Annotated in this window: 20 protein-coding genes; 5 read left to right on the top strand and 15 right to left on the bottom strand. The window is 64.6% G+C overall.

The genetic code is table 11. The features are described from left to right. Positions 1-15 precede the first annotated feature (15 nt). From ACS7SF_RS08195 to gspG, 8 genes are all read right to left on the bottom strand, one after another. The gene (locus ACS7SF_RS08195) at positions 16-876 is read right to left on the bottom strand and encodes a type II secretion system protein N (protein WP_439892465.1); all 861 of its coding nucleotides are present in this window, start codon (positions 874-876) and stop codon (positions 16-18) included. Between the two features lie 12 nt (positions 877-888). Further along, positions 889-1,461 carry a type II secretion system protein GspM gene (gene gspM / locus ACS7SF_RS08190; protein WP_439892464.1) on the bottom strand — a complete coding sequence of 191 codons (573 nt, stop codon included), beginning with the start codon at positions 1,459-1,461 and terminating at the stop codon, positions 889-891. Between the two features lie 10 nt (positions 1,462-1,471). Further along, positions 1,472-2,887: a type II secretion system protein GspL gene (gene gspL / locus ACS7SF_RS08185; RefSeq protein ID WP_439892463.1), complete on the bottom strand. Its 1,416-nt coding sequence runs from the start codon at positions 2,885-2,887 to the stop codon at positions 1,472-1,474. A gap of 161 nt (positions 2,888-3,048) precedes the next feature. Next, positions 3,049-4,119 (bottom strand): type II secretion system minor pseudopilin GspK, encoded by a 1,071-nt coding sequence (gene gspK, locus ACS7SF_RS08180; protein ID WP_439892462.1) that lies wholly within the window; start codon positions 4,117-4,119, stop codon positions 3,049-3,051. A gap of 1 nt (position 4,120) precedes the next feature. Next, positions 4,121-4,849, bottom strand: coding sequence for a PulJ/GspJ family protein (locus tag ACS7SF_RS08175; protein ID WP_439892461.1), 729 nt, complete (start codon positions 4,847-4,849; stop codon positions 4,121-4,123). Then, positions 4,830-5,234, bottom strand: a complete 405-nt coding sequence (gene gspI, locus ACS7SF_RS08170; RefSeq protein WP_439892460.1) for a type II secretion system minor pseudopilin GspI — start codon at positions 5,232-5,234, stop codon at positions 4,830-4,832. The genes ACS7SF_RS08175 and gspI overlap by 20 nt, the downstream gene beginning before the upstream one ends. Next, on the bottom strand, positions 5,231-5,719 hold the full coding sequence (locus tag ACS7SF_RS08165) for a GspH/FimT family pseudopilin (RefSeq protein ID WP_439892459.1): 489 nt from the start codon (positions 5,717-5,719) through the stop codon (positions 5,231-5,233). Before ACS7SF_RS08165 ends, gspI begins: the two co-directional genes overlap by 4 nt. A gap of 29 nt (positions 5,720-5,748) precedes the next feature. Further along, the gene (gene gspG, locus ACS7SF_RS08160) at positions 5,749-6,219 is read right to left on the bottom strand and encodes a type II secretion system major pseudopilin GspG (RefSeq protein ID WP_439892458.1); all 471 of its coding nucleotides are present in this window, start codon (positions 6,217-6,219) and stop codon (positions 5,749-5,751) included. Between the two features lie 176 nt (positions 6,220-6,395). On the opposite strand from gspG, the gene ACS7SF_RS08155 reads away from it, so the two are divergent. Further along, positions 6,396-7,082: a type II secretion system protein N gene (locus tag ACS7SF_RS08155; protein WP_439892457.1), complete on the top strand. Its 687-nt coding sequence runs from the start codon at positions 6,396-6,398 to the stop codon at positions 7,080-7,082. Between the two features lie 147 nt (positions 7,083-7,229). Beyond that, the gene (locus ACS7SF_RS08150) at positions 7,230-7,832 is read left to right on the top strand and encodes an EF-hand domain-containing protein (protein WP_439892456.1); all 603 of its coding nucleotides are present in this window, start codon (positions 7,230-7,232) and stop codon (positions 7,830-7,832) included. A 126-nt stretch (positions 7,833-7,958) separates the two neighbouring features. Here ACS7SF_RS08150 and hppD read toward each other — a convergent pair whose 3' ends face one another. Continuing rightward, the gene (gene hppD / locus ACS7SF_RS08145; RefSeq protein WP_426395619.1) at positions 7,959-9,065 is read right to left on the bottom strand and encodes a 4-hydroxyphenylpyruvate dioxygenase; all 1,107 of its coding nucleotides are present in this window, start codon (positions 9,063-9,065) and stop codon (positions 7,959-7,961) included. 167 nt (positions 9,066-9,232) lie between these two features. Between hppD and ACS7SF_RS08140 the strand changes: the two genes are divergently transcribed. The 3 genes from ACS7SF_RS08140 to ACS7SF_RS08130 all read left to right on the top strand — a co-directional run bounded on the left by ACS7SF_RS08140 (position 9,233) and on the right by ACS7SF_RS08130 (position 11,243). Beyond that, entirely contained in the window at positions 9,233-9,721 is a 489-nt protein-coding gene (locus ACS7SF_RS08140) for an Lrp/AsnC family transcriptional regulator (RefSeq protein WP_366170931.1), read from the top strand. Positions 9,722-9,868: 147 nt separating this feature from the next. Beyond that, positions 9,869-10,405 carry a hypothetical protein gene (locus ACS7SF_RS08135; RefSeq protein WP_439892455.1) on the top strand — a complete coding sequence of 179 codons (537 nt, stop codon included), beginning with the start codon at positions 9,869-9,871 and terminating at the stop codon, positions 10,403-10,405. Between the two features lie 568 nt (positions 10,406-10,973). After that, positions 10,974-11,243, top strand: coding sequence for a hypothetical protein (locus ACS7SF_RS08130; RefSeq protein WP_439892454.1), 270 nt, complete (start codon positions 10,974-10,976; stop codon positions 11,241-11,243). Positions 11,244-11,284: 41 nt separating this feature from the next. Here ACS7SF_RS08130 and ACS7SF_RS08125 read toward each other — a convergent pair whose 3' ends face one another. From ACS7SF_RS08125 to ACS7SF_RS08100, 6 genes are all read right to left on the bottom strand, one after another. Continuing rightward, on the bottom strand, positions 11,285-11,719 hold the full coding sequence (locus tag ACS7SF_RS08125; protein WP_439892453.1) for a hypothetical protein: 435 nt from the start codon (positions 11,717-11,719) through the stop codon (positions 11,285-11,287). 268 nt (positions 11,720-11,987) lie between these two features. Next, positions 11,988-12,377 (bottom strand): SgcJ/EcaC family oxidoreductase, encoded by a 390-nt coding sequence (locus ACS7SF_RS08120; protein ID WP_439892452.1) that lies wholly within the window; start codon positions 12,375-12,377, stop codon positions 11,988-11,990. A 34-nt stretch (positions 12,378-12,411) separates the two neighbouring features. Further along, positions 12,412-12,849: a hypothetical protein gene (locus ACS7SF_RS08115; protein ID WP_439892451.1), complete on the bottom strand. Its 438-nt coding sequence runs from the start codon at positions 12,847-12,849 to the stop codon at positions 12,412-12,414. A 32-nt stretch (positions 12,850-12,881) separates the two neighbouring features. Then, positions 12,882-13,295 carry a hypothetical protein gene (locus ACS7SF_RS08110; protein WP_439892450.1) on the bottom strand — a complete coding sequence of 138 codons (414 nt, stop codon included), beginning with the start codon at positions 13,293-13,295 and terminating at the stop codon, positions 12,882-12,884. 188 nt (positions 13,296-13,483) lie between these two features. Beyond that, positions 13,484-13,987 (bottom strand): cupin domain-containing protein, encoded by a 504-nt coding sequence (locus ACS7SF_RS08105; RefSeq protein ID WP_439892449.1) that lies wholly within the window; start codon positions 13,985-13,987, stop codon positions 13,484-13,486. Positions 13,988-14,186: 199 nt separating this feature from the next. Beyond that, positions 14,187-14,882: a GNAT family N-acetyltransferase gene (locus tag ACS7SF_RS08100; RefSeq protein ID WP_439892448.1), complete on the bottom strand. Its 696-nt coding sequence runs from the start codon at positions 14,880-14,882 to the stop codon at positions 14,187-14,189. Between the last annotated feature and the right edge of the window lie 99 nt (positions 14,883-14,981).

Below are 14,981 nucleotides of genomic sequence, written 5' to 3'. Positions count from 1 at the left end.
CGCACCGGCTGGGAATCAAAAGCGTAGTCGATGGTGCGACCCGTCGCGCGGGCCCAGCAGGCTCAACAGGCCAATCAATTGGGGTTCCGACTCCGGCGTGGCACTCGCCACCCCGTCAAAATGCGCGCCCTGGCCGAGGGTGCCCTGGCCTTGCAGTGTCAACGGCCCGGCCAGCGTTGACAAGGCCAGTTGGGCTGTTGGTCGATCATTCGCGCCACCCGCACCACCAAACGACACGACGGCCTGATAGCTGCCCAGCGGCCGCACCCGACTGAGGCTGGATGATACCTGCTCAAGCATGACGGTCAGCGCGCCCTGGACGGTGCCCGGACGGCCCTGGCCGTGGCCAAAATCCCCCGACAGCGGCGTCCACCGCGCGCTCAACCGGCCGTCCAGCTTGAGCGTGTTGAACGGCGCGCCAATGCCCTCCAGCAATGAGGCCGGCAACGTCATCGCGCCGGGCTCGGCCTGCCAGCGCGCGGGCGACACCGTCAGCGTGACCGGCTGTTCGAGCGCGCGGTCATGCGTGATGTGGGCGCGCAGCGTGCCCGTCAGCAGCGGCAGGACATCCACCGACCACGACAGCCGCCCAGGCAGCACGGTCGCATCGGCACCGCCCGTGCCGGCCGTGAGTGCCAGCGTGGCGCTGCCGTGCCAGATACTGCCCTGGCTATCAGCCAGCAGCACGCGGTGTCCGGTCGCCTGGGCGATGCGCTCGGCGGCCCAGGCGGCCGGATATTGCGATACCACCGTCACGCCCACCGCCAGCAACGCGACGACACACCACAGCACGCGCCGGCCGATGCCGGGCCGTTCGTCGGCATCGGCACGACGGCGCAGGCGCAGCGGCGGCAGTGATTCAATCCCGATCGGCACGGCGCGGTCCCGTCAGTGGCCAGCGGCGGCGGGGCCTTGCAGCGTTGCCGTCACGTTGACCAGGGCGGTCGCGCCCACGTACTTGATGCTCGCGTCAATCACCTTCATGCGCTGGGCCTGGCGCACTTCCTGCAGCCACTCGGCTACGGCGCCAAAGGGCACTTTGTCCAGTTGCACTTGCACGCTTTCGCCCGACATCGCCATCCGCGTGGCTTTCAGGCCGTGGTTGGTGAGGCTCGTGGTGAGCGCTTGTTGCAGCTCGGCGCCGCGCGGCACGGGGGCGGCCGCAATGGCGGACAGCCCGCGCGCCTCCTGGCCCAGCGTTTCCATTTCGGCCAGTTGGGTGCGCATCTGGGGCAGGGCTTTTTCGATGCGGCGTTGGCCCTCGAACGCCGGCTCCCACAGCAGCAGGTACACGATCACGAGTAACAGGGTCACGCCGCCCCCGGCCAGGATGCGCCGTTCACGCGGTTCGCGCTGCATCCAGAACGTGGTGGCCGCATCGCGCACCGAGTCCGGCACGCCGATGCGCGGCAAGCGGCGTGATGCGGATGTGCCCGAAGCGGAGGAGGGAGAAGTCGCCATGTCGAATGCGTTATTGGGCGATGGAGACCGTCCAGCGCGAGCCAGGTACGGTGGCTTCGGCGCCGCGCGGGGCCTCCGCGGTGTCCATGTTCAGGCCGATGTTGCGGGCAGCCGTGCGCAGGGCCGCGGTGTCGGTGCCCTCCTTGAGCGTGATCGTCAACGCGCGGCCGTGGTAATCGAGCGCGAGCAGCGCATCGGGCGCGAGGCCTGTGGCGGCTTGGGCAAAGCGATCGGCCAGCGGCAGGAAATCTTCTGGCGCGGATTTACCGGCGGCCAGGCGCAACTGCTCGACCTGGCGGCGCATCTGCGCGGGCGGGTCGAGGATCACCGGCGTGTTCGGGAAGGCGGTCTGCAGTTGCGTGCGCATGGCGGCATCGAGCCGCTTCTGCTCGGCGCGCAGCGTGAGCCAGCGCGCGTTCATGCCGATGAGCTGTACCACCACGATCAGCACCGCCAGTGCGATCGGCAGGCGCCAGCGCCGCCAGTCCACGCCGGCCATGCCGCCGTTGGCGAAATCGAACTGGCACAGATCGGCCTCGCCGGACGCCAATGCAGTGCGCGCGCCCGCGGCCCAGGTGGCCCAATCCAGCGTGGCAGCGGCCGGGTCGGTCGATAGGGTCGGCGCCAATTCGCGCAACGCGGGGGAGACCATCAGCCTGGCCGGTGCCGGGGCGATGGCGAGCCAGTTGCCGACGTTGGCCGGCATCAGGCGCAGGCCGTAGCCATCGGCCGGGCCGGTGCGCACGGTGATGTCAACGGCAGCGGGTGCGTCCGGGTCGGACGGCGGCGCGGCATCGAGTGCGATGGTAGCGGCGGCCACGGCCGTTTCTGCCACCGCCACCGCAGGTTCGGCTGGCGCATCGAGTGAGGGCTCGGCGCGCTCCGCGTCGTTGGCGGCCTCCGCGCGCGGTACGGCTGTCGCTGGCGCTTCAAACGGCAGGCAAAGCTGGGCCGGCAGCAGATGGCAAGTGCGATGCTTGTGCGCGCCAAAGGTGTCCAGAATGAAGCGGACCCACGCGCGGTCGGCAATCATCAGCGCGCGCGATTGCGGCTCGCGCGGGGCACGCCAGCCACGGGCCGGAGCAGCACCCAGGCGTGGGCCCAGGGCGATATGGCATTGCTGCGCGTCCTGCACGAGGCGGTCTTCCACCAGGTTCGGCAGGGCCAGACGCAGCTTGGGCAACGCCAGCGGCGGCACGTTGGCCGGCACCAGCAGCACATCGGCGGCGGGCAGCAGGAGGATGAGGCGATCGGCGGCAGGCAGCTCGTCGGTGCGCGACGTGCCTTCACGCAGAATGCGTTGCGACCCTTGCGCGCCTTCCTCGCGCACCAGCGCAAACGGCACGGAAGCGAGCGCACCCGCCTGCCAGCGCTCGGGCGATTGAATGGGCCGGTGCGGCAGGCGCACGTACAGGGAGGTCGTCAAACCGCTCCTCTATTGATCTTGAGAGTGTGGATGCGGGCTACCAACGGAGCCGCCGGATTGCGCAAGACCCGCGATGCTGAACGATGCGGATGACAATACGGCGAAGGCTGGGGTCTGTCTACTTGCGGAACCTACGCATAGGCAGGGGTGTTGCGGCGCCGTCATGACGGAATGGCATCCGCGCGGCGGACCCAGACGATGCGGGTGGCGTTATTGTTGACCGGATCGCCACGTGAAACAAGCGCCACTTCGCCGATCCGCGCCCGCTCATGGCGGGCCATGCCGTAGACCAGGAAATAGTGCGTCTGCACATCCAGCAGGTTGGCGGCGGCGGTGGTATCGGCCCCCGGGGCGATGCCGCGCAACTGGTTGGTGACGTCGCCGATGTTGCGGAAGTACGCCCGGTCGCGCGCCTGCACCAGCGCGCGGGCACGGTCCAGGCTCAGGTTGGGGATGACGGCGGCTAGCACTTCGGCGCTGGCGGTGTTGGCGTTGATCTGCGTGCGGGTGGGCAGCACGATCACGTAGGGGCGCAGCTTGCTGATGGTGTCGGCGGTGTACCCGGGGATGGTGAGCAGGCTGTCGACATCGTCCAGCGGGCGAGGGCTGTTGCCGCCGCCACTCCCGCCGGCGTCTTGGCTGCCGCCTGGCTGACCGCCTTGGCTGCCCTCCGCCGATTGGAAGCCGCCCAGCATCTGCGCCAGGTACGTCGCCGTGACGTTGGCCAGGCTCGGGTCGAGGTTGAGCGATTGCAGCAGCAGGCCGTAGGCCTTGATGCCGTCCTTGTCGCGGCCGGTGACGATGGTGCGCGAGCCCAGGGTCTGCATCGTCAGCAGGTTCATCAGGTTGAAGCGTGCCTGGGCATCGAAGATCCGGCCTGATAGATACGACTCTTCGCCGGCAGCGTCCGTGCGCAGCGAACTGCCGAGAAAGTCCGACAGCTTGGTCTCCTGGATGGGCACGGCCCAGATTTCGCCGAGGTGGTCGACGGCGCCGGTGCGGCGCTGGTCGTCGCGCAGGATCAGGCGTGCCCAGTCGATGCCGGCGCGCGCGATCCAAGAGGCCTGCGCCTTGAGCCGCTGGTTCTCCACGGCGCGGATTTCCACCTGCTGGCGCCACAGCATGCCCGAGACGATCACCACCGCCAGCGTGACCACCAAGAGCGCCATGATGATGGCCGCACCACGCTGGCGCGCAGTACCTTGAGCGAATCGACGGGAGCATCGCGCCATGTCAGAGCCCCGTCATGCAGATGCGCGTGAAGCGCTGCGGCGCGCCCTGCGGCGTCATGCGTACGAGCAGGGCCAGTTCCACCGCACGCACCGAGGCCGCTGGCACCACTACGCCAGTGTTGGCCGCCGCGCCCGATGCGGCGGGTGTGGAGGCGGCCGGCAGGTCCGTCAGCGTGGTCGTATTGCTGCCGGCCGGAAACAGCGCTGCCGACAGGGCGCCGGCGTTGTCCATCCAGCCGCCCGGTTCGATCCAGGCGCGCGCGCTGATGCCGTCGACGTTGTTGGCGAGCAGATAGCGCGCCGCATTGCCGCCACCCTGGCGCAGGTTGTCCAGTGCGTTGCGGAGGTCGCTGCGGTTGGTAATGGACGGGCTCTGCAGGCGCTCTAGGCGGCCATCGATGGTGCGGTAGAGCACCACTTGCCATGCCGGCGGTTGGCCATCGTCGCGGCGGTCGCGCACCAGCAGCACGCGATTGGCATCCACCTCCACCGGGGAGCGCGATAGCGTGTTGGGGTCGGCGAGCTGCGTGCAGTCGGCGTCGAACTGGGCGTAGGCGGTTTTGAGCGCTTCGATGCGTTCGTCGCGCTGGGCCAGTGCTTCGTGGGTGCGCGTCATGCTGTCGAGCCCGCGCCAGGCGATGACGGCCAGGATGGCCAGCAGCGTGATCGCCACCAGTAGTTCAAGCAGGGTGAAGCCGCGCGCGCGGTGCTTAGAAGACATTGCGCGCATCGTTGGGGAGCAGGGTGACGAGCCACGCCAAGCGCACGGATTTGGTGGCGTCCGGATAGACCGCCACCTCCACACGGCGGAAGACCGGATTGGGCGTGCTGGCGATGGTCTCTTCGCACCAGAGCTGCGTATCGCCCTGCGGACACGCAAAGCCACGCGAGCCCGGGTCGGGGAAGGTGCGTGCGAGCCGGAGGTTGGCCAAGTGGTTCTCGGCACTCCAGGTGGCGATCATGCGGGTTTGCAGAGAATCGCTGGCAGTGGTCATGCCGCCCATGGCGCGCATCGTGGCGGTAAGCGCCACGGCCACGATGGTCAGCGCCACCAGCACTTCGAGCAGGGTGAAACCACGGGCGCGGGCGCGTGGGATGGAGCGGGCCGGGCTCATTGCAATTCCGTCAGCACGCGCGGGCCGCCGTCGGACAGCACATCCACGCGGGAACCCTGCGAGGACAGCGCCACGCGCCACGGCAGCCCGATCGCCTCGCGGCCAAAGACCAGCCGCTGCGGTGCCCCTGGGGCCACGGCTGCCCCGGCGACGATCTGCACGTTGTCCATGCCCTGGCGCCAGTGCCCCGGGGCCAGCACGTCACGGTTGAGCAGGCGCCAGCCGTTGGGTGTCGATTCATAAAAGCGCCAGCCCTGCGTGTCGCCTTCCCATGCGACGGGCAGCGAGGTGAGTTGTGCCTCTTCCTGCGCGAGTTCGATCAGGCGGGCCAGCTTTTGTGCGTCGTCGGCCAGTTGTGAGCGCGGGTTAGGCGTGGCATTCACGGCCACCACGCCCAGCACGATGCCGATGATGACCACCACCACGAGCAGTTCCAGCAGCGTAAAGCCGCGCAGGTGCCGGCGATGGCGAGGTTGGCCGAGCATGGCGAGCAGGGTCCGCGCGGGCGTGGAGCTTAGTTGTCCCAGTTGCCGATGTCGGCGTCGTTGCCCGTGCCGCCGGCTTGGCCGTCGGCGCCAAAGCTGAAGATGTCCACTTCACCGCGTACGCCCGGGTTCAGATATTGGTACGGGTGGCCCCACGGATCTTTGGGCAGGCGTTCCAGATAGCCGCCGGCCTTCCAGTTGTTGGGGATCGGTTCGGTGGTTGGCTTGGTGACCAGTGCGCCGATGCCCTGTTCGGTGGTCGGGTAGCGGCCGTTGTCCAGGCGGTAGAGCTTGAGCGCCTGCGAGATGGACGCGATGTCCTGCTTGGCGGCAATGATGCGCGCCTCGTCTGGGCGGCTCATGATCTTCGGCACCACCAGCGCGGCAAGAATGCCCAGGATCACCACCACCACCATGATCTCGATCAGAGTAAAGCCGCGCGCCGCATGGCGACCCAGTGCGCGTTGCCGGAAAGATGAGCGAAGTTGGCCTTGCATCATGGCGAGAGAGTTGGCAATAGGAGGAAGGAACACAGTATATCTGTGACATATGACCATAGAACGCCCGCTGGGGTCCTGCGGTTTCGGCGGGGAGAGGCGGCCGTCCACGCGCTTCACCGAATCGGCATGAAGGGCGGATAGAATCGACAAATTCCTCCGGTGTTTCGCCAATATTCATGAATGCTCAACAGTCGTCTCGCCTGCTCAGTCTCGTACTGTTTGCTGCCCTGTGTGCGCTGTTGACGCATTGGGTGCTGACGCTGTCGTCGCTGCGCTCGCTGAGCGTGCCGCGTGAAGCGCGCGTGGCGCAGACGGATGCGCTGGAAACCGGCGCCGCCGTCACGCTGTTCGGCGGCGGCCCGCAAAGCGGCCCGCGCGACGTGCAGGTGATGGGCGTGGTGGCCGACCTGACGGACGGCTCCGGCGCGGCGATCGTTTCCGTCAACGGCGGCCCGCCGCAGGCTGTGCGTGCCGGCAAATCACTGTCGTCCAACCTGAAGCTGGTGGAAATCAAGGCGCGCGCGGTGGTGATCGAACGCAATGGGGCGCGCCAGGAGATTCCGCTGCCGGCGAGTGCCATCGCAGGGGTGTCTCAAGGCGGTCGCAATGCACCGCCGTCCATGCCGTTGCCGCCTTCCGGCGCAGCAGCCCCGCTGGCCACCCCGGCGATGCCGCCCCCGGCCGTACCCAACAACCCGGCCAACACGGCAATGCCGGGCGCCATGCTGCCCATCGCGCCGCCGCAGATCAATACGGGCGATGAGGCTGCCCCCGGTCAAAGCGGTGGCATGGCCGGCCCACGCCATCGTGCCGCTGCGGCTGCACGCAAGGGCGACGTCGCCCCGCAGCCGTCTCAGGAGTAGGCCTGTCCTGGCCCGCTGTGACGCGGCGGGCCGATATTACAGGGCATGTCATCGGGGTAACAGCGTGTAAAACACGGCAACATGCCGGCATTGTCGGGTTCTAATCGGCATCACAGTCCTGTGAGTCCATGTGAAAAGGAGCTGACCATGACCAACAAACGTGCTGTCCACGCCTTCCTCGCCACCTCGGCCCTGTTTCTGGCCATGTCTGGCATGAACGCCCGTGCGCAGGATGCCAGCGCACCCGCCGCCCAGGCGCCGGCTGCCGCCCAAGCCCCGCAGAACACCGCCCGCGCCGCCAAGCCCGGCCACCACGGTGGTTTCAAGGCCCTCGATACCAACGGTGACGGCCAGATCTCCCGCGACGAGGCCAAGGGCCACGCCTGGCTGGAAAAGAACTTCGACCAGATCGATACCAACCACGACGGCCAACTCAGCAAGGATGAACTGGCCGCCTGGCACAAGGCGCACAAAGGCGAAATGCGCGAAAAGATGGCGGAACGCTTCGACGCCAAGTTCAAGGCCGCTGACAAGGACGGCGACGGCGCCCTGACCAAGGAAGAAGCGCAAGCCGGCATGCCGCACCTGGCCAAGAACTTCGACCAGATCGACGCCAACCACGACGGCAAGGTCACCGAAGACGAGATCCGCGCCTACATGAAGGCCCGCCACGACGCGCGCAAGGCGCAGAAAAACACCCCAGCCGCGGCGGCCATGCCGGGCGGCCCGTCGGCCACCAAGGGCGAATAAGCCTCAGAGCCTTTCCGCAGTTGCAACACACGGCGCCTTCGGGCGCCGTTTTTCATGCGCGCAAAAAAACACCCCGATGGCGAACCACCGGGGTGCGGGTACAGCTTGCCTGAAGTTTGAGGGTCTTCAGGCCGGCTGATCGTCGGCCTTGAGCACGCCGCGGCGCATCTGGTCGAGCTCGATCGACTCGAACAGCGCCTTGAAGTTGCCCTCGCCAAAACCCTGGTTGCCCTTGCGCTGGATGAACTCGAAGAAGATCGGGCCGAGTTGGTTTTCCGAGAAGATCTGCAGCAGCAGGTCGCCCGGGGCGCCATCGATCAGGATCTTGCGCTTCTTCAGTTCCGCCACGTTTTCGCCATGGCCGGGGATGCGCTTGTCGACCAGTTCGTAATACGTGTCGATGGTGTCGAGCAGCTTGATGCCGCTGGCGCGCAGCGCGTCTACCGTGGCGGACAGATTGGTCGAACCCAGCGCGATGTGCTGGATGCCTTCACCGTGGTACATGTCCAGGTACTCCTGGATCTGGCCGGCCTTCTCCGTTCCTTCCTCGTTGATGGGAATGCGGATGTTGCCGCACGGGCTCGTCATCGCCTTGCTCTTCACGCCCGTGACCTGGCCTTCGATGTCGAAGTAGCGCACTTCACGGAAGTTGAAGAAGCGTTCGTAAAACTCGGCCCATTCCTTCATGCGGCCACGGTAGACGTTGTGCGTCAGGTGGTCGATGTAGGTCAGGCCGTGCCCGGTGGGGTTCGGGTTGGCGCCCGCGATGGGCACGAAATCCACGTCATAGATGCTGATGTTGCCGATGTCGCCGGCCTTGGCGTCGTTCTTGCCGGTCCAGCGGTCCACCAGGTAGATCAGCGAATCGCCGATGCCCTTGATGGCCGGAATGTTCAGCTCCATCGGGCCGCTGTGGGTGTCGAAGCCCCACGCGCCCAGCTCCAGCGCGCGCTTGTAGGCGAACGCGGCGTCTTGCACGCGGAACGCGATCGCGCAGATCGACGGACCGTGCAGACGCGCAAAGCGCTGTGCAAACGAATCGGGTTCGGCGTTGATGATGAAGTTGATCTCGCCCTGGCGATACAGCGTCACGTTCTTGTGGCGGTGCTTCGCAATGGCGGTGAAGCCCATGTTCTCGAACAGCTTGCCCATGGCAACGGGGTCCGGCGCGGCGTATTCGATGAACTCGAAGCCGGCGGTGCCCATCGGGTTTTCCCAAGGCGTGAATTGCATAGCGATCTCCTACAGGGCGGGCGCCGCGTGGAGTATTCCCGGGCGCTCAGGTCTTTGACGATCCTCGCAGTGTAGAAGTGTCACGCAAAGCAAAAATTGCGAAGTTGTGCCCGCCTTGCTAAATTTGCGCAAGAAAATTGCCGAATTAATTGGTGCGGAGCAACAAAATGAGCAAGGTGGAACTCGACAAGATCGACCGCAAGATCCTGGAAGTCCTCCAGAACAACGGCCGCCTCACCAACCTGGAAGTCGCCGAGCGGGTGAACCTGTCACCCAGCCCGTGTTTGCGACGCATCCGCCGCCTGGAGGAGAGCGGCGTGATCCGCCAGTACGCCGCGCTGCTCGACCCGACCAAGATCGGGCTGGGGTTGTCGGCGTACATCAATGTGCGGCTGGAAAAGCAGGGCGGGGCGCCCAAGGGCAAGGGGCCGTCCGATATCTTCCGCGCCGCCGTGGCGACGTGGCCCGAGGTGGTCACCTGCTATGCCATGACCGGCGAGATGGACTACCTGCTCAAGGTGTTCGTGGAAGACATGGAGCACTTCGCGCGCTTCATCCGCGACCAACTGCTCGCGCACCCGGCGGTGATTGATGTGAAGAGCAGCTTTGCGTTGGAGCGGATCAAGGATACGACGGCGTTGCCGGTGGTGGTTTGAGGGGCGTGCGGAAGGAATATGTGCTACACGCTCCTTTTGGAATGCAATGGGGAGGAGTAAATGTCAGTTTGCGCGTACTGCAAGCGTTCTGGGACTATGACACGCGAGCATATTATTCCCTCCTTCTTGTGCGTGTTTCAGAAAGAGTTGTCGCCATCGATCCTGGGCTGGAATGAGCGCGCAGAAAAAATGATCTCTGGGGAAGCAAAGATCAGAGACGTTTGTGATGTTTGCAATAGCGGGGTCCTATCCGAGCTGGATTCGTATGGGAGAGAGGTTCTCGTTGCGTCAAAAGTTTTGGTAAGAAATTACACAAAATTGAATTTGGCGCTCCGGTATGAATACGATCGTCTGGTTCGCTGGCTTTTGAAGCTATCTTTCAATTCAAGTCGTGTAGATCAGGCGCATAGTTATCTCTTCGAGCCATTCATTCCATTTATTCTCGGGGAGGCAGCTTCGCCCGTTCGTTCAAAGATTGCCGTCCTGGCTTATCTTGCCGAACCTGTGATTCTGAGCGACGAGCAATTGCATCGGGCGCCGTATATTGATATCACGGCTGGTTCCGTACGGCTTAATCCATTTTTAGTTCGTATCTGCTACGGCGCTGTTTCCGGGGCAAAAGGCTACGTTCTCCGATTAAATGTATTTGGTCCACTAGTTTTTTTTTGCGCTGATGTTCAATGATGGAGTGCTTCCCGGACATGCAGCATCTGCTATTCGACATTTTTGCAAGGCGTTGCCGGGTGCCGTGGAACTCAGTCCTAAGTTGAAACTTGCAGAACTGCGAACAGGGCGGAGAACTTGGCTCGATCTGTATCAGCAACAAGCAGTGCGCCAGATGGACTCAGTTATTGCGACTTGATCTCGTGCTATCTGATTTCCGAAAATCAAAAATGTCGACGTGCTTGTATTCGGCTAGCTCGTTATAATTCCTGCCGCCGTCACTGCCGTGATGGCACGGGTTTGGCGACCCACCAGCTAGGACGGCGAACGCATCAAGCGCTCGCCGCGCTCGCGCACGTCGTGTCTCATACGGCGGGCCGGGTGGGGAGACCTTCGGGTCTGCCGGGTCCTAGCTCCGGTTCGCCAACCCCGCCGTCTGGCCCGCCACCCTCGTTTGGCGACGAGGGAGGCCGCCGGTTCTTCAACCGTCGCTAGGAGACACTATGTTGTTCGCACCCAGCGGGCATCGCCCCGCGTCGTATCCATCCCCACCTCGCACCTCTGAGTACACCGCTCACGGAGGTGCCCAATGACCCACCGCAGACGCCAATACCTCGCCGGCGCCCTGGCCGCGCGGGAATTCCTGCGTCGCACGCAATCCGATTTGCGCGTGCACCGGAAATTCCAGCCGAGCGCTTTGCGTTGGGAGTTTGCGTCCGCCGTCGGGTTGCATTCGCCCGAATATCGCGCCGGTTTTCTCGATGCGATTGGTGCGTGCGTGTTGACCACGCTGGAGGGTGTGCTGGTCGATCCGTATCGGTGGGAAGTGCTGGACCTGCTTGAGCGGGCAGAGAACTAAAACAGCGGGAAGGCTTCCCCGAGACGGGCGGGGATGCTGAGTCAGGCGGGCTCTAGCGAGCCATCGCCGAATACTAGCGGCGGATGTTCCGTGGGGTCCCATGATTGCAATGCAGCGCCCAAGCGGTTGATTTCCGCAGCCTCAACTGAAACAGCAAAGCGGGCTGCCTCGCGATTCAGCCGATCACCGCGCTTCTCATAGTCGATCTCTAGTGCCGTTGCGCCAGCGTCGTTCACCACAAACGCGCGGATAGCCAGCCAGAGATTGGTGTTGTCCCCCTTCGCACCTCTTTCGAACGTTGCCTCGTCGCTGATGCTGGCCGGGAATGCCGCCAATCGTGCGCCCCACGCAGTCACGCTTGGCGCGTAATCATAGAAGTCGACTGCGACGGATTGCGTTGCGCTCTGGAGCGATAGCCGTAGTTCGAGCATGCTGTCGTCGGGGTCGCGCCAGATGAGTTCGAGAGAGAGTCGCATGAGGGAAGGGGTCTAGGTCGACGTCCGCTGCTCTACCCAAATGGGCTCGCCTGGATGGTGCTCCGCGATCGTATCGACCGCACCTTGTAGCGCTTCGGCGGAGGCGCTACTCAGTGGATAGACAAACCGCAAGACGTTGCGTCCAGCGAGTTTGCTGTAGTCAGCATCGGATACGGAGTCCGATCCGCACCAGATCGGCAGACCGGTATCGCCTGCTAGTTGTAGCGCGCGCTGCAAACCTTGCGGGGTGATGGCTAGGAAGACCATGTTATGTCGCGGCCTCAGCCATCACCAAATTCGCATCCCGCACCAATCGCCACTTCCCATCGGCTTCCTTGCGCAAGATGGTGAGCGTCTGCCCCGAGCGCCGCGCCACTTTCCCATCCGGCATCGTGATGACGATACGCAGCGCGTTGCGCAGATAAGCGATCTCGCCAAACACCTGCACCTCCTGAATATCGCTCGTGCCGTCGACGTGCACGCCCTTCATGCCCTCGGACATCTTGGCGAAGGCTTCCTTGCCGAAAGGCGCTTGGCCGGGCGTGAGGAAGAGCACGCCATCGCTCATCAGGCCCAGCACCGTATCCAGGTCGCCTGCCTTGCTGGCAGCGAGCCAGGTGTCCACTACGTTGCGGATGGCGCGTTCGTCGTCGGTCATGGCGGGGTGGGCGTTGGTGAACGAGCCGTTCACTTTACACCGCAGGTTCGACCGGTGGCGCCACACGGCGCTTGATGAAGACAGCGGGCGACAACACCGGGATGTGCCGCGCGCGCAGCGTGACCAGCCAATCGCCGGCGACGTCCTTGCAGGTGAGCCGAAGTTGATTCGCGTCGATCCATTCCACGTCTTCCAGCCAGAACGTGTAGTACGCCGCGCCGATGGTGCCGGTGCTGATGGCGCGTGAGAGGTCGGGCGCGACCAGCGTGATGGAGACGGCTTCTTCAAACGGGCAGTCGTACTCGGTGATGAGCACGAAGCCGAGGTCGGTCTGGTACTGCCGCAGCAGTTCGTAGCCGGGGATGGCGAGCGTGGGATGTGGCACGCCATCGACGATCACACGCGTGCGCGCCGGCCACCGTTCATACGGGCCGCTGTGTTTCTCCAGGGCGAAGCGTTGGAGCGGCTGCATGGTGATGATGGGGGCGGCGCTGGGTTATTCCTTTATTCCTTGCGCATGCCGCACAGGGCGACCTGCCGCGCAGGGTTGGCTGCGTCCTTCCAGCCGGGCTCTTCGCGCTTCTTGTATGCCTCTAGGGTTGGATAACCTTTCACGTTCCAGAACGTATCGTTGTAGCGGTAGACCTCGATGACGACCAGGCCGCAGCGCTTGCGGGGGTCTTCAATCTTGAACGCCGCGCGCGAATGGTCGCCCGACAGGTCCTGCTCGATTACCTTGTAACGCGTTGGGCCGCATGTGAAGAAGCTGGCATTCCACTCGATGGTCTTGGGCCGTACGAACAGCGCGCCGAAGCACGCACGGCCGTCACCACGGAAGGTTCCGGTCAGGGGTTCTGCAGCCATGGCCGGTTGCGCGGCCAGCAACGCCGCGGCGACGAGACTGCGACTTACTTGCATGCAGCGGTTCCGTTCTTCGGGCTAAGCGTGAGCACGTAATCGAGTTTCCGGATGCTTGGCGTGTGGAAGAGCATGGTAGCCAGCGTGCGCCGGCCACGTGTTAAGGGGCGTTTATCTAGCTTGCCGACCGCTGGTTGAGAGCAATGGCTGCCCCGGTGGCCTTGCGGAGCAGCCATTGATGCGGCGTGTCACTGCTTCGCCGTCGGATCATCCTTCGGATCGACGTACTTCACATCCAGCGGCCCTGTGCCGTGAATCTGCACCACCGTCGTCGTCTTGGTGAAGGCGTAGTGGTGCATGCCTCCGGGCAGGTTGTGGAAACCGCCGGTTTTGAGCGCGTGCGCGGCGCCCATGTCCATGGTGTCGCCGCTGCCCAGGTAGAGCGTGCCCGAGATCACCGTCAGGTTTTCGGTTTGCGTGTGCCAGTGCGGGGGCACCTTGTAGCCGCCCGGCGCTTTCAGGCGGATGACGTAGGGGCCGTCCTTGCCGGGGTCGCCGTAGAGCACGGCGAGCTTCACCCCCTTGGGCAGACCCGGCGGCGGGTCGACCCATTTGAGATCGGACGGATTGGCCATCGTCATGTCGGCCATGGCGCTGTCCTGGGTCTTGTCCTGGGCGCTGGCGGGCAGATTGCCCAGGCACAGCAGTATGGTGGTCGCGAGTAGCGGCCATTGCGCGGAAGGTGTCTTCATTGTTGTCTCCTTCTTGCCGCGGCACGGGCTCGCGGGCGACGTGGGTGGCCGCCACTGGAGGGCGAGCGGTGCCTCATCGTCATCGTAGAGAGGGCACCCGCGAGGCTGACAAGCACACAATTGCTCTAGGCGATGACCCTTGTGGAGCAGAATGAAAAACGCCCGGTCAGAGCCGGGCGTTTTCGTGTGTGCGGTGCGATCAGACCGTGCGCTTTTGCGGCACCAGCGAGCGCCAGAAGCGCTGGCCGAAGCGGCGCACGTCGCGCAGGTTGCGCTTGAGCATGTAGTCGAGATCGGCGACCTGTTCGTCGATGGCCTCGGTCAGCAGGCTCATCGTGTCGGCGGGCGGCAGTTCCAGGTAGGCATCGGCCTCGCCGTAGGCGTACTGCACGCGCATGCCGGCCTTCTTGGCGATGTGCATCATGGCCGAATTGCGCGACAGGCAGTGCATGTACAACGTGCGCACTTTGGTGTTCTGGCCATGCATGGCGGCACGCTGGAACAGCGCACTGCCCACGCCCTTGCCACGCGCCGATTCCGACACCGACACGCCAAACTCCGCCACACGCCCTTGCGGGTTGTCGCGCAGATAGGCGAGGTGGCCGACGCCGATCAGCGTCAGGCGCTCGTCATACACGCCGAAGACCTTGTCGTGGTCGAAGTCGATGCTGTCGACGTAGGCCTCGATGACGTGATCGCCCACCACCTGGCCGAAACGCAGCAGGCGGTCTTCCTGGCCCAGGGCCAGCAGGTGTTTGAGCAGGCGCGACCGGTGGTGCGCAGCAAGCTCGCGCACCAGCACGGTGGAGCGCGGCGCGCCTTGCGCCGCCTCGGTCTTGTCAATGTCGTCCTGAGTGACGACGCCGATGGCCTTGCTCAGTTCGAGCGGGTTCACGACAACGTTTCCTATGCGGATTGCCCCCGTTCATGCGCGGGCAAAAGTGATCGGATGCAGAGGCGGATAGCGCCTGCGCAGGCACACAGTGGGGTGCAA

The organism is Ralstonia sp. 25C, from assembly GCF_051904805.1.
GTDB lineage: Bacteria > Pseudomonadota > Gammaproteobacteria > Burkholderiales > Burkholderiaceae > Ralstonia.
The sequence above is the reverse complement of the archived record's forward strand: the minus strand, read 5'-3'. Positions and strand labels throughout refer to the sequence as shown.

Excerpts from the sequence above, each read along its gene's own strand:
- gspM (WP_439892464.1), bottom strand. The coding sequence starts at position 1,461 with ATGGCGACTTCTCCCTCCTCCGCTTCGGGCACATCCGCATCACGCCGC.
- ACS7SF_RS08110 (WP_439892450.1), bottom strand. The coding sequence starts at position 13,295 with ATGCAAGTAAGTCGCAGTCTCGTCGCCGCGGCGTTGCTGGCCGCGCAA.
- hppD (WP_426395619.1), bottom strand. The coding sequence starts at position 9,065 with ATGCAATTCACGCCTTGGGAAAACCCGATGGGCACCGCCGGCTTCGAG.
- ACS7SF_RS08115 (WP_439892451.1), bottom strand. The coding sequence starts at position 12,849 with ATGCAGCCGCTCCAACGCTTCGCCCTGGAGAAACACAGCGGCCCGTAT.
- gspI (WP_439892460.1), bottom strand. The coding sequence starts at position 5,234 with ATGAGCCCGGCCCGCTCCATCCCACGCGCCCGCGCCCGTGGTTTCACC.
- ACS7SF_RS08125 (WP_439892453.1), bottom strand. The coding sequence starts at position 11,719 with ATGCGACTCTCTCTCGAACTCATCTGGCGCGACCCCGACGACAGCATG.
- ACS7SF_RS08155 (WP_439892457.1), top strand. The coding sequence starts at position 6,396 with ATGAATGCTCAACAGTCGTCTCGCCTGCTCAGTCTCGTACTGTTTGCT.
- gspK (WP_439892462.1), bottom strand. The coding sequence starts at position 4,119 with ATGGCGCGATGCTCCCGTCGATTCGCTCAAGGTACTGCGCGCCAGCGT.
- ACS7SF_RS08175 (WP_439892461.1), bottom strand. The coding sequence starts at position 4,849 with ATGCGCGCAATGTCTTCTAAGCACCGCGCGCGCGGCTTCACCCTGCTT.
- ACS7SF_RS08140 (WP_366170931.1), top strand. The coding sequence starts at position 9,233 with ATGAGCAAGGTGGAACTCGACAAGATCGACCGCAAGATCCTGGAAGTC.
- ACS7SF_RS08150 (WP_439892456.1), top strand. The coding sequence starts at position 7,230 with ATGACCAACAAACGTGCTGTCCACGCCTTCCTCGCCACCTCGGCCCTG.
- ACS7SF_RS08165 (WP_439892459.1), bottom strand. The coding sequence starts at position 5,719 with ATGCTCGGCCAACCTCGCCATCGCCGGCACCTGCGCGGCTTTACGCTG.
- ACS7SF_RS08120 (WP_439892452.1), bottom strand. The coding sequence starts at position 12,377 with ATGACCGACGACGAACGCGCCATCCGCAACGTAGTGGACACCTGGCTC.
- gspG (WP_439892458.1), bottom strand. The coding sequence starts at position 6,219 with ATGATGCAAGGCCAACTTCGCTCATCTTTCCGGCAACGCGCACTGGGT.
- ACS7SF_RS08130 (WP_439892454.1), top strand. The coding sequence starts at position 10,974 with ATGACCCACCGCAGACGCCAATACCTCGCCGGCGCCCTGGCCGCGCGG.
- ACS7SF_RS08105 (WP_439892449.1), bottom strand. The coding sequence starts at position 13,987 with ATGAAGACACCTTCCGCGCAATGGCCGCTACTCGCGACCACCATACTG.